The following is a 13,149-nucleotide window of genomic DNA, read 5'->3' on the forward strand; positions in this document are numbered from 1 at the left end:
CAAAGACCAGCTGTAGCTCTGCCAGACCCACATCTTTGGTATAGACCCAAAAAATAGTTGGTAGAATAGTAAGAAATGCCATTGTATAGGCAATTCCTTTCGGAGTTAGCGCTTTAATTGCAAAACGTCGGCTGATACCGAAGTTGAGGTTTAAAAATATGAGTCCAAAGCCGAATAGAAACAGATAGCCGGTAGTTCCTGGGTGGGCGACGTATTGGATAAAGCTGTTGGATATGATGATGAACAGTAGTCCAAAAACAAGAGCGCCGCTAACAAATGCAAAAGTGCGTTGCCAATTGGTCATGAAATAAACTTGCTTATAGGTTAATTAGGAATAAACTGGAATCGGAATGTAATCAGTTCCGTATTCAACAATGATGCAGAAAATACCAACAAAAAGAGGGGGAAGCTAATTTAGTAGTTACTGGACATGGTTTCTCGTCTAAGCCAACTTTCAGGGTCTAAGTTTTTATTGTTTTCACGTATCAGAAAAAACAGACTTTCACCCTTTGGTGAACTGGCATCGCCGGAAAGACCCAGCATATCGCCCTGATTCAATACCTCGCTTTTACGTACCATTACTTCGCTCAGGTTGCCATAAGCGGTAATAAAGCGTCCATGCTTAACAAAAATTACATCGCCATAGCCGGGCACAGGGCGTATATTCATCACATATCCATCATGCACAACCTGGACCGACGATTGGGCATCGGTTACAATTTCTACGCCCAGATTCGGCGTCTTGGTCCCATAAACAGGGTGTACTTTGTTACCAAAATGTTCAGCTATGGTTCTACTGTCCACCGGCCAGGGCAGTTTTCCTTTGTTGGAAGCAAATCGGGTTTCAATTTCCTCCATCTTATTTGAGTCCAAGAAGTTGTCGAGCTTAATTGGCTCAGAATACTTTTTGACTTCGGCCTCTCGTTTGGCATCATTCTCAATCTTTTTAGCAGCTGCCAGTTTGTTCTTTCGCTCTGCTTCTAATTGGCGGAGCTTTTGTTCCTGGGCTTTGCGAATTTCTTCTTCACGACGGATAAGATCTGAGAGGGTGCTGTTGAGATTATCTTTTTGCTGCTGTACCTCTTTGAGTTTGTTGTTGATCTCCTCTCGGTTTTCTCGCAGCAGAGCCACATTTTTTTCCTGTTGGTCTTTCTTTTCAGCCAGCTGTTGCTTCTCCTCTTTAATTTCTGCCAGAAGCTCCTCATTCTTTTCTTGAGCTTTAACCAGTTGCTTTTTGGTTTGCTCCAGTTCTTGTTCAGTTTGGCGGATCTCCATCGCTTGTTGCTCACGATAAGTATTGAACTTCTCAAGATAAAAAGAGCGTATCAGCATTTGATTGATAGAGGATGCCGAGAAAATAAGCGCCAGCTGAGAAGTACGTCCATGCTTATAAAGATAACTAAGTGTTTTTTTGTAGTTCTCAATGAGTCGTTCCAGCTCTGCACGTTTGGCATTCAGCGATTCTGTGGTAATGGTAATTTCTTCTTGTATCTGAGACTGTTCTTGCTGCAGCTGAGATAGCTTTTGATCCTGAAGGGCAATGAGCTGCTTCAAGTTTTGATATTTTTGATAGAGGGCTTCATACTTTTCTTCGGCTTGCTGCAGGCGCTGTTCGAACTGCTGAATTTGTTTATTTAGCCGTTCAATTTCAGCTCGGGTATTCTTTTGTTTTTCGACAATATTATCGCGCAGTTCCTTAAACTCTTGCATGACAGCGGCTTGGCCCAATGATAGATTTGGAGCCAGCAAAAGGCACGTTATAATCGCTATGAGACTACATGTTTTTTTCATTCGTAATAAATGGGAATATCGTCTGGCAACTCTATTGTTAAAACGTCAAGCTTGGGATTTAATTCTAATGCTGTTAATTGTAAAGCAACTTTTGAATCACCCTCAGGTCCGAATATACTAATTCTTCGCGGAAGGGTGAACCCCTCTATTGAAGTATAAGCATCATATTCAATTTTTGAGTAAGGCAGATTGGATGATGAGGGTTGTATAATTTTTCTGATCGTGTGCGAACTCTTATCGATATAAACTTTTGTGCCGCTTCGCAATCGAAGTTGATACAGCGTTTCATTTTCCAGGAATTCTGTAATATCCTTTTCTTTGACAGAATAGTTAAGCATATCCAAAATATTAAGTGAGGCCAGCCGGTTTATGCGATCGAGACTTGTTCCCTGTACGGGCACTTTCCGTGCATATTTATCCACTTTGTTGTAGATGAGAAGCGTATCACCATCAGTGAGCAACTGTCCACCTTCGATGCCAATACCGTTACGAATAGTAACCAGGCTTTTTTGTTGATTGCTGGCAAAGCGAATGGTGACGCGTTCGGTGTTGCCCGGCTCGCTTACAATTGCTCGTCCTTTGCCTTTAACGGATTGTAAATCATCGCTGTAATCAGGCAGTTGATTTATTACTTGAGAGAGGTTTTCTTGGGAAGGACGAAAATTATCTTCCACAAGTTTTTGAGAGCCCGAACAGGAAATCAGCGCCAGGCATAACCATCCCCATACAAAAGAGAGCAATATATATCGATATTGAGCCACAGTCAGTTGGAGATTTTATCTTTTAAATGTGTTCGCGAAGAATCCTTATCGAGTGCTTTTTGCCACCAATGCTTGGCTTCGTTGGGCTTGTCAAGTTTAAGTAAAACATCGCCCATATGTTCCAGTGTTTCCGCACTGGGTTCCCCGGCCTCAATGGCTTTTCGGATGTACTTTTGGGCTTCTTTCAGCTGCCCTTGCTTGTAGTATATCCATCCAACGGTATCCAGAAACGAGGGATTGTCCGGAGCAAGTTCTAACGCTTTAAGGGCTATTTTTTCCGCTTTGGAAAGTTCTTTGTCTTGCTGGGATAAATAATAGGCATAGTTATTATAGATGACGGGATTCCGGGTATTGAGGTCTATCGATTTTTGATAATACTCAAAAGCGGATTCCCAGTTTGCCAACCTGGCATAGGTGTCGGCCAATGAGCCAAATATATCAGCTTTAAGCGTTTTCCGGGCAGGTAGGGTGGATGCTTCTTTTAGATGCCTTTCCGCATTATCATATTGTTGAGAAGACAAATAGGCGTTACCGAGGATGTATAGCAGGATCGGATCTTGGGGAATGTTTTGGATTGCCTGTTTGCCAATTTTAATTGTCTCGTCAAACTTGCGTAGCTCAAGCAGCAATTTGAGTCGTTGTTGCCAGACTGAGTCGTTAGTTGGATTTAGCTCTGTTGCTTTTTCAAGAGCACGAAGGGCATATTGGGTTTGCCCGGTTTTTAAAAAGAAATCTCCCGTTAATGCATATATCTTCGCAGATTTCGAAGAATGTTGAATAAGTTTTTTAAAGATATTATTTGCCATTTGTTGAATGGCAGAATTTGAGGGATCATTTTTGTATGTGCTATATACAAAATTCGCGATCTCTTCCCTGGTTGTGCTGGCAATGGTAGAATCATCGGCAAGAACCCCGAGTGTTGCTTCCACACTATCCCATTTGGCTTGTGATATAAAGATTTCTGCGAGGATTATCCGGGATTTCGGATCTTTGCTGTTAATCTGAAGTGCATTTTCAATTACCTTACGAGCTTCAACGGGCTTTTTGAGTTCTAAGTAGTAGTTGCTCAACAGGTGGAGTGTAGAAATGTTGCCGGGCTCCATTGCCCGCACTTTTTCCAGTTCAACAATGGCCGAGTCTGTCATATTCAGCTTGTTAAAGTTTTTAAGTTTCTCAAGCCGAATGGAAGACATTTCGCCCTTTAACTGTAACAGTTTATTATAAATGGTGTTCGATTGCTTTAACTTTCCCAGTTCGGTATATGTCTGTGCAAGATCATATAACATATCGATGTCATTGGGGTGGTAACTCAATGCATTATTCAATTCGTTTGTCGCCGCCTCTATATTACCAATAGATTTATAGATATCTACCAGTTGCAGGTGATACCATTTGTTTTGGGGGTCCAGATTTCGAGCCTGTTTACTGTAGTATTCAGCGTTTTTAAGATCATTTACCTGAAGGTAGGCGTCGGCCAGCGCGTAGTTAATCCCCGGATGTTCGGGAAGCTTTACAGAGGCTTTATTCAGCAGGTTGATTGCCTTTTCATAATCATTGTTTTCAAAAGCGGCTAACCCATCAATGTAAGCAGTTTGTGCTGCTATATATTCTTTTTCTGCAATCGTTTGGTTTTGGGACCAAGCCGAGGATGTGCCAATAAAAAATAGCACAGCAATAAAAAGATGTGCTGATAAAGACCGGCTATGTGATAGAATAGTATTCATAAAAACCAACGGTTATCTATCTGACAGTATAACAATTTACAAGCGGCAGTAGGTAACTCTTTTTTAGGCGATGGTTTTACGCCAGCCATTCAATCGTTTGAAAGCATGCTCCATCCGCGATCCGTACCAGCTGAACCATTCTCCCTCAACCAACAATACCCGGGCAGCGGGACATGCTTCTTCAATTTGTGCCAGGTGTTTTTCTTTAAACGGATAGGGTTCACTGCTTAACAATACAAGGTCGGGATTTTGTCTCTTGAGTTCGTCCAGACTTATTTTGGGATATCGTTTATGATCCGCAAAAACATTGGGCAGTTCCCAGTGGTCCATAATGTCATGAATATAGGTATCGCGGCCGACCGTCATCCATGGATCTTTCCAGATAAGATACGCCGTATTTAATTTAGAGACCTGGGGACGGGTTTCCAGCGCTTCTTGAATATTGCTGATCAAGTTCTCAGCTTCCTCCGAGGTATCAAATATCTTACCCAGTTCGTGGATGGTGATCAGCGCATCTTCAATAGTGGCAATTTCAGTAACATTTATTTCAAAATCATTTTTTAATGCCTCAATATCTTCTGGGCGGTTTTCCTCTTTATTGGCAATGATATAGTCGGGGTTGAGGTCACGTATTTTGTCAATCCGAGGGTTTTTGGTCCCACCGATTATGGGAATTTCTTCCACTTGTTCTTTGGGATGCACACAGAATCGAGTTCGTCCCACAAGGTGTTCTTGCAATCCCATGTCAATAACTAATTCCGTAAGGCTTGGAACGAGGCTGATAATGCGTTGGGGAGGTGTTGCCATCTAAGTATTAAATGTTATTTAAATTGACGAATAATACCCTCTACCTGCCGGGCATAGCTTCCACCGAATAAATTGGTGTGTACCAACAAAGGATATAAATTATAGATATCCTTTCGTTTTGAAAATCCGGATGTCAATGAATAGGTTTCTTCATAAGCGCTGTAAAAATTACTCGGGAATCCCCCGAAAAGATGGGTGAATGCCAGCTCTATTTCGCGATGTCCATAATAGACGGCGGGATCGTAAATAGTGGCCTCCCCATCTTGGTCAAAAAAGTAATTGCCGCCCCATAGGTCGCCGTGTAGTAGGCTGGGTGGCTCATCAGGGAAAATATCCGGCAGTGTTTCATACATACTTTTAAAGCTGCTGACCGTATCGGAACCTAATTTACCACTATCAGTAGCCATTTGGAGTTGGGGGGCCATGCGTTCCTGAACAAAAAAGTCAACCCAATTGTCGTGTGGAGTGTTCGACTGTGGGAGCCGACCGATAAAATTATCATGGTCGAGTCCATAGGTTTCATGGTGATGTTTATGCAACTGTGCCAAAGCTCGACCAAAATTACTGGCGGAATCTGGCTTTGAGTGGCCTTCTGTAACAAACTCTTGGAGTAAAAAACCGGTGCCGTCTGCTGCTTTACCGGTTGTTAAAACGGATGGAATGCGTAATGAGGTATCTGCTGATGTAAGCAGGGCCAGGCCTTTTTCTTCGACTACAAACATGTGAGGATCGGCCGACGTATTCCATTTTAAAAAGCAGGTGGTTTCATCTTTTAAGGTAACTTTGGCGGCCTGATTAATGCTGCCACCCGAAACACGCTGTGCTGAAGTTACCGGCTGATCTAATGCGTGCTGAATTTGTTGTTTAACAGGATCAGGGATCATTTTTGGACGTGTGTTTCAAGTTCATCAAGTAATTTCTCACAACTTCGTTTTACGATCTGAAAAACATTTTCAAAGCCTTCAGGTCCGCCGTAATAAGGATCGGGGACTTCGCCTTCACCAGGATTGGGGTCAAAATCACGCATACGGCCGATTTTGGATTCATGGGTCCCATTTGCCATTTCGCGCACATTTTTCAGGTTTTCATTGTCCATTGCCAGAATCAGATTATAATAGTCCAGATCTGAAGCATCAAATTGACGCGCTTTGGAATGTAACGTAATACCATGCTTCTGCGCCGTACGCTGACTTTTACTGTTAGCTGATTCTCCTAAATGGTACGCAGAAGTACCCGCTGAGTCGACTTCAAAATGATTTTCAAGATCGCGCTCGTCAATCAGATGCTGGAAAATTCCCTCAGCGGTGGGACTTCGGCAAATATTGCCAAGGCATACAAAACATATTTTATAGTGGTTTTCTCTGGTTATGGGATTGTTAACAGGTATATCCATATAGTATTACAATTGATTTGAGATCGGTTTTGTAGATAGCAGACATAAAATAAGGGCTAAAAGCTATAAAGTATAACGTAAAGATTTGCTGCAATTCTAATTTGCAAATTGTTGGAGCAATTCTTTTCATAGGTCGCTTACATTGTTAAATACGTCTCAGAATGTGAATTGATGAGCTAAGACTTGTATCTTTGTGGTTCATTTATTTTGACGGAAATTTATTAGAAAACTTAAGCTACTGTAAGGTATAGAAAACCCTTATATTAACAGCTTTACAAAAGCCAATAGAGAAGGTACAACGGCCTTTATGAGTAAACAATTTGACGAAGTAAAAAGACTGAATTTTTCAAAACTCGAAGTCGAAACCCTCAAGTGGTGGAAAGAGAATAATATCTTTGAGAAAAGTGTTTCCACCCGAGAAGAAGGGATCCCCTTTACCTTTTATGAGGGGCCGCCCACGGCAAACGGCAAGCCGGGTATTCACCACGTGCTGGCGCGTACGGTTAAAGATATGTTTTGCCGGTATAAGACTCTGAAAGGATTTCGCGTTGACCGTAAGGCCGGCTGGGATACGCACGGGCTGCCCGTTGAGATAGAAGTGGAAAAAGAACTCGATCTTGAGGGACGTGAGCAGGTAGAAGAGTATGGTGTAGCGGAATACAACGAGAAGTGCCGCAAAAGCGTATTGAAATACAAAGACTTATGGGATAAGCTTACGACCCGCATGGCTTATTGGGTGGATCTGGATGATCCCTACATCACCTTCGATAATGATTATATAGAATCAGTTTGGTGGGCGTTTAAAACGCTGCACGAGAAAGGTTTGGTTTATAAAGGATACAAAATTCAATGGTATTCGCCGGGCAGCGGAACGGTATTGTCATCACACGAAGTTGCACAGGGATACAAGGAAGTTCAGGACCCCTCTATTTTTGTGAAGTTTAAAGTAGGAATGGCCGATAATGTATATTTCCTTGCGTGGACCACAACTCCTTGGACCATTGTCTCAAACATGGGATTGGCTGTAAATCCAGAGTTGGATTACGCCAAAATAAAGCTTTCTGAAGGTGATCGCACTGAGTTTTATATTATGGCCAAGGAGTGCATTGATGAGGTCATTGACCACGACTATGAAATTGTAGAAGAATACAAAGGTAAAGAGTTGGTTGACTGGACGTATGATCCGGTGTTTGATTACGCCTTGGAAGAGTTTGATAAGGATGAAGCCTGGCGTGTTGTCCCCGCAGATTATGTAACCACGGAAGAGGGAACAGGGGTCGTTCATATTGCGCCTGCTTTTGGTGCTGATGATTATGAGACGGGTCAAAAGAATGACATCCCAATGTTTAATCCCGTTGATAAAGATGGGCGTTTTACGAATCAGGTACCTGATTTTGAAGGCGAATGGTTCAAGGATGCCGATAAGGGGATTTCTCGTGCTATCAAGGATAAACATCTGATGTACAAGCATGAGACCTATCTGCACAACTATCCACATGATTGGCGCAAAGGGACACCGCTGATGTCATATCCGGTGGAGTCTTGGTTTATTCGCACCACGGATGTGAAAGACAAAATGGTCGACTTTAATAAGAAAATAAACTGGAAGCCGCCAAGTACTGGGACTGGACGCTTTGGAACATGGCTCGAAAACAATGTGGATTGGGCTGTGTCGCGTCAACGCTACTGGGGCACGCCGATCCCGCTTTGGGTGAGTGATAAAAATCCCGATCACATAGAAGTGGTGGGAAGCATCGAAGAGCTCAAGAAAAAAGCGGGTTTGCCTGATGACAAAGAGCTTGATCTGCACCGTCCTTATATTGATGAAATTACGTGGGAAGGTCCTGATGGAGGAACAATGCGACGCATTCCCGACCTGATGGATGTGTGGTTCGATTCGGGGTCGATGCCGTTTGCCCAATGGCACTATCCGTTCGAAAATAAAAAGAAGTTTAAAGAAAACTTCCCTGCTGATTTTATTGCTGAAGGCGTAGATCAGACGCGTGGATGGTTCTACACCCTGCACGCGCTGGGAACGATGCTTTTTGATCAGCCGGCTTATAAAAATGTAGTATCTAACGGGCTTGTGCTGGATGAGAACGGCAACAAGATGAGTAAGTCTAAAGGCAATACCGTAGAACCATTTGAAGTTATACAGGAGTACGGTGCTGATACGGTACGTTGGTATATGATGAGCAACTCATCGCCGTGGGAGAACCTGCGATTCAGTGAAGATGGATTGCAAGAAACGCAGCGAAAGTTCTTTAATACTATTGTAAATACGTACTCGTTTTTTGCGATGTACGCCAATATTGATGGATTTACCTATTCGGGCTCACAAATTCCGGTTTCTGATCGCGTAGAAATGGATCGTTGGATTATTTCTCGCATGAATACAACCGTGAAGTTGGTAGATGAGTACCTTGATGATTATGAACCTACCAAAACGGCGCGGACCATCGAAAACTTTGTTGATGAGCTTAGTAACTGGTATGTGCGACGTAATCGCCGCCGTTTCTGGAAAGAGGGCAAAAGCCTTGATAAGCAGGCCGCTTATCAAACATTGTATGAATGTCTGGTAGATTTGGCTAAATTAATCAGTCCCATCGCTCCGTTTTTGGGCGAATGGTTGTACCAGCGAATGAATGAAGTGACGGAAGCCGATGAAGAATCGGTCCATATTTCTTTTTATCCGACGGTAGAAGAAACGGCGATTGATAAACAGCTGGAACACCGGATGGAGCTGGCTCGTCAGATTTCATCGATGGTGTTGAGCTTGCGCAACAGGCTGGAACTTAATGTACGTCAGCCGCTGTCGCGTATCATTCTGCCTATTGAAAAAGAAGAAGACCGACAGGCTATTGAATTGGTCAAAGATATTATATTAGATGAGGTGAATGTAAAGGAAGTAGAGTTTGTGGATGATGACTCTGGAATTGTTCACAAGTCGGCAAAACCCAATTACCCGAAGCTGGGTAGTAAGCTGGGTAGTAAAATGAAGCCGGTGGCTTCGAAAGTGACAGAGCTCACAACCGAAGAAATTACCGAATATGAAGAAACCGGTTCTATTGAGTTGGATCTGGGTGAGCAGGGTATTGTACAACTTGGTGAAGACAGTCTTGAAATTATTCGCACCGGCTTGGAAGGCTGGTCGGTAGAGACCGAAAAGGGACTAAGTGTAGCCCTTGATACAGAGTTGACTGAAGAACTTATTCAAGAGGGATTGGCTCGGGAGTTTGTCAACCGGATCCAGAATATGCGGAAGGAAGCAGATTTTGACGTTGAAGATCGTATTATTATCGGTTTTAACGGTTCGGAAAAACTTGAAGAAGCGGTAATATCGATGAAAGATTACATTAAAAGTGAAACCTTGGCAGAAGAAATTTCATCCGAAAAATTAGAAGTATCAGATTTTGTAAAGAGTTGGGAAATTGGTGACAGTGAATCAACTATTTCTATCAGAAGAAACCCTAATTAAGAAAGTGAGCTATTATGGCATCATCAAAAAATGAAAATAAAGATACAGAGCGCGTTTCTCCTTATTCTGATGAGGAGTTGGAATATTTCAAGGATATTATCCTAAAAAAACGTGAGGAGGCTGAGCGAGAGCTCGAATCGTTGCAAAGCACGTTGCGCGATAGCATGGAAAATGCCAGCGATGAGTCGGCATATTCGTTTCACATGGCTGATGCAGGAACGGATGCCCAAGAGCGCGAAAAAACATATATGCTTTTTAATCGCACCAAAAAGTTTATTCGCTATCTGGATGACGCGCTGACGCGGATCGAAAATAAAACCTACGGTGTTTGCAAAGTAACGGGTAAGAAAATTTCTAAAGGCCGGCTCGAAGCTGTGCCTCATACCCAGCTTAGCATCGAAGCAAAACTCAAGCGTAAATAATTTTCGTTTCAGTTGGATAGAAGAAAAACAGCGGCTCTTGCAGCCCCGGCATTCATTGTTATTTTTTTAGATCAGTTTAGCAAGCACTGGATTCGCCTTAATCCACAATGGCATTATGCTGATCTTATTCCCGGATGGCTAACTTTTAACTATACCCAAAATCCGGGCATGGCACTGGGGATGCGATGGGCTTCGACGGAAGTGATCAGTGGCATTGCCATTTTGGCTACGATCGCTATTCTTTCGTATGTACTTTACAATAGAGAGGATGCTACTGTAGGATATCTGTTCTGTATGGGGCTAATATTGGGTGGAGCTGTAGGAAATATTATAGATCGCTTAATTATGGGATATGTCGAATCCTATGGTGGATTACTTGAAGGTCATGTGATTGATTTCATCCATTTCAATTTAACGGTTAGCGGCTATCCCGTTTTTCCCTATATCTTCAATGTCGCAGATGTGGCTATCAGCACCGCTATTATTGCTATGTTGGTGTTTCATAAATGGATTGTTCCGCAAAATCTATCAGGAGTCAAACAGCAAGAACAGTCAAATAAAGAGAGTACAGTCGATATTAAACGCTCTGTGGATGGGTAGTTTTTCGAAGTAAAAAGAAAGGCTGGCTATTTATTTCGGTATGCCTGGCAAATAAGCTTATTATTCTTCTGTAACAATGCTATCGATAAAATCGGGACTGTGCGGATCCAACTCGTCCAATTTCAGGTCATGACCCATCTTGTCCCGCTTGGTTTTCAGATATTTTACATTTTCGGGATAAGCACCCACTTCGATGGGTACGCGCTCTATCATTTCAAGGCCAAAGCTTTTGAGTCCTACGCGCTTAACAGGATTATTGGTCATTAGACGCATTTTGGAGACACCGAGATTACGCAAAATTTGAGCACCCACCCCATAGTCACGGGCATCGGGCTCAAAGCCAAGCGCTTCATTGGCCTCAACCGTATCCAATCCTTCTTCTTGCAGTTTATATGCTTTAAGTTTGTTGACCAGGCCAATGCCTCGTCCTTCTTGGTTCATGTAAAGAACTACACCTTGCCCTTCTTCTTCGACCTGCAGCAGCGCTTGATGCAACTGCTCCCCGCAATCGCAACGTTTGGATCCAAAAATATCACCCGTCATACAAGAAGAATGTACTCGTACCAAAACAGGATCATCCTCGCTCCATTCTCCTTTGGCCAGTGCCAGATGATGGTCTCCGGTAAGGCGTTCTTGAAAGGCATGAAGCTGGAAATCTCCATAGATAGTGGGCAGGTTTACATCTACCACCTTTCGCACCAGCGATTCATTTTGCATGCGATATGAAATCAAATCCTTAATACTGATCAATTTCATATCAAACTCTTCAGCGATTTCAACCAGATCGGGCAACCGTGCCATCGCCCCATTATCTTTCATGATTTCACAGATAATACCCGCAGGCTGGAGGTCAGCAAGTCGGGCTAAATCGATCGCTGCCTCCGTATGGCCGGCGCGACGCAATACCCCACCTTCAGTACCAATAAGGGGAAATATATGGCCGGGACGGCGAAAGTCATCGGGTTTTGCATCTCTTTTTATCATTTCCTTAATGGTATTAGCCCGATCCCCGGCAGAAATGCCTGTCGTAGTAAGTTCTTTATGGTCGACTGAAACTGTAAAAGCAGCCTCATCGGGATCAGCGCCCTCGGTTACCATATAGTCGAGATTCAGCGAATAGGCTTTCTCTCGAGTAATAGGTACGCAGATAAGCCCCCGGCCATATTTAGCCATTAGGTTGATCGCTTCAGGCGTAACCATTTCTGCCGCCATGACGAAATCGCCTTCATTTTCACGATCCTCGTCATCAGCGACGATAACCATGCGACCTTCTTTTATATCTTCGATAGCGTCTTCAATGCTATCGAATGTAATATCTGCACCCATAATGGAAATGTGGAAACTTAATTAATCTTGATCGGGGTTGACATCTGAGATCGAACTCTTTTTAAAACGAGCTTTAACTCCTTTATCGATTTCAGCCAGTACGGTATCCTCATCAACAGTGGTTACCTTGGCAATCATTCCACCGGAAGTTACAATTTTATCTCCTTTTTCGAGGTCATCGACCATTTTTTGCAGTTCTTTCTGCCGTTTTGTTTGCGGGCGAATAATAAAGAAGTAGAAAATGGCAAAAATAGCTCCCAAGAAGATGAGGCTGGACCAGCCACCGCCCCCATCAGGAGAACCCATCAAAAATAGTGCAAGATTTAACATGAAATAATGTGTTTAAATTATATTCTGCTTGTTTTGAAAGTGTATAAAGATAGTATTTTTGCCGGCTTGCTCCAATTCTGGCAGAGCGCTGAAAATCTCTTTTTTTGAAAGCAATTAAGCAGGCATTTTATGCACCTGTTTTCTTAAATGTTAAATGTGATGTAGGAGCTGTACGAGGATTAAAATCTTTAGATATTAATCCTGATGGAACTTCTTCCCATCCTTTGCATATTCTTTTAGAATATCAGCCGGTGTAAATCGGGGGCCGTGTTCATCTTCAAATTTTTCAAGTCGTTGAACGATTACATCAGCTCCTTCCCGATCGATATAACGGAACGGACCGCCCAGGAAAGGAGGGAAACCTAATCCCAATATAGCTCCCAAATCGCCATCCGTGGGATTGCGCAGAATATCTTCTTGCAGGCACCAGGCCGCTTCGTTCACCATGGTCAGTGTCATGCGTTGCTGCACCGTTTGCGCATCCATCGATTTTCGGCCGCTGCCATCAAAGTACTGG

13 protein-coding genes are annotated in these 13,149 nt (G+C 43.0%); 3 read left to right on the forward strand and 10 right to left on the reverse strand.

Features of this window, described 5'->3' with window-relative positions:
- The 7 genes from ACQ76V_RS15605 to ACQ76V_RS15635 form a co-directional block, all read right to left on the reverse strand.
- The coding region (locus ACQ76V_RS15605) for a hypothetical protein (RefSeq protein WP_441001445.1) at positions 1-304 on the reverse strand (304 nt) is incomplete at its 3' end.
- 110 nt (positions 305-414) lie between these two features.
- Positions 415-1,710 carry a peptidoglycan DD-metalloendopeptidase family protein gene (locus tag ACQ76V_RS15610; RefSeq protein WP_441001446.1) on the reverse strand — a complete coding sequence of 432 codons (1,296 nt, stop codon included), beginning with the start codon at positions 1,708-1,710 and terminating at the stop codon, positions 415-417.
- A gap of 77 nt (positions 1,711-1,787) precedes the next feature.
- Positions 1,788-2,552 carry a DUF4292 domain-containing protein gene (locus tag ACQ76V_RS15615; RefSeq protein WP_441001447.1) on the reverse strand — a complete coding sequence of 255 codons (765 nt, stop codon included), beginning with the start codon at positions 2,550-2,552 and terminating at the stop codon, positions 1,788-1,790.
- A gap of 2 nt (positions 2,553-2,554) precedes the next feature.
- Complete coding sequence (locus ACQ76V_RS15620) at positions 2,555-4,276, reverse strand: tetratricopeptide repeat protein (RefSeq protein WP_441001448.1); 1,722 nt, start codon at positions 4,274-4,276, stop codon at positions 2,555-2,557.
- Positions 4,277-4,339: 63 nt separating this feature from the next.
- A complete protein-coding gene (locus ACQ76V_RS15625; protein ID WP_441001449.1) occupies positions 4,340-5,083 on the reverse strand; it encodes a helical backbone metal receptor in 744 nt (247 codons plus the stop codon).
- Positions 5,084-5,097: 14 nt separating this feature from the next.
- Complete coding sequence (locus ACQ76V_RS15630) at positions 5,098-5,967, reverse strand: fructosamine kinase family protein (RefSeq protein WP_441001450.1); 870 nt, start codon at positions 5,965-5,967, stop codon at positions 5,098-5,100.
- Complete coding sequence (locus ACQ76V_RS15635) at positions 5,964-6,476, reverse strand: low molecular weight protein-tyrosine-phosphatase (protein ID WP_441001451.1); 513 nt, start codon at positions 6,474-6,476, stop codon at positions 5,964-5,966. Before ACQ76V_RS15635 ends, ACQ76V_RS15630 begins: the two co-directional genes overlap by 4 nt.
- A gap of 307 nt (positions 6,477-6,783) precedes the next feature.
- Here ACQ76V_RS15635 and ileS point away from each other — a divergent pair, with 307 nt between their 5' ends.
- The 3 genes from ileS to ACQ76V_RS15650 are packed head-to-tail and all read left to right on the forward strand — an operon-like array spanning position 6,784 to position 10,976.
- A complete protein-coding gene (gene ileS / locus ACQ76V_RS15640; RefSeq protein ID WP_441001452.1) occupies positions 6,784-9,954 on the forward strand; it encodes an isoleucine--tRNA ligase in 3,171 nt (1,056 codons plus the stop codon).
- 14 nt (positions 9,955-9,968) lie between these two features.
- On the forward strand, positions 9,969-10,376 hold the full coding sequence (locus tag ACQ76V_RS15645) for a TraR/DksA family transcriptional regulator (protein ID WP_441001453.1): 408 nt from the start codon (positions 9,969-9,971) through the stop codon (positions 10,374-10,376).
- A 12-nt stretch (positions 10,377-10,388) separates the two neighbouring features.
- A complete protein-coding gene (locus ACQ76V_RS15650; protein WP_441001454.1) occupies positions 10,389-10,976 on the forward strand; it encodes a signal peptidase II in 588 nt (195 codons plus the stop codon).
- Between the two features lie 60 nt (positions 10,977-11,036).
- Here the strand turns inward: ACQ76V_RS15650 and ACQ76V_RS15655 are convergent, their stop codons facing one another.
- The 3 genes from ACQ76V_RS15655 to ACQ76V_RS15665 all read right to left on the reverse strand — a co-directional run.
- Positions 11,037-12,302 (reverse strand): bifunctional 3,4-dihydroxy-2-butanone-4-phosphate synthase/GTP cyclohydrolase II, encoded by a 1,266-nt coding sequence (locus ACQ76V_RS15655; RefSeq protein WP_441001455.1) that lies wholly within the window; start codon positions 12,300-12,302, stop codon positions 11,037-11,039.
- Positions 12,303-12,323: 21 nt separating this feature from the next.
- Positions 12,324-12,632 carry a preprotein translocase subunit YajC gene (gene yajC, locus ACQ76V_RS15660; protein WP_441001456.1) on the reverse strand — a complete coding sequence of 103 codons (309 nt, stop codon included), beginning with the start codon at positions 12,630-12,632 and terminating at the stop codon, positions 12,324-12,326.
- Between the two features lie 195 nt (positions 12,633-12,827).
- Positions 12,828-13,149, reverse strand: a 322-nt coding sequence (locus ACQ76V_RS15665) for a 3-hydroxyacyl-CoA dehydrogenase family protein (RefSeq protein ID WP_441001457.1), incomplete at its 5' end; no start/stop codon positions are given.

Source organism: Fodinibius sp. SL11, assembly GCF_052060035.1.
GTDB lineage: Bacteria > Bacteroidota > Rhodothermia > Balneolales > Balneolaceae > Fodinibius.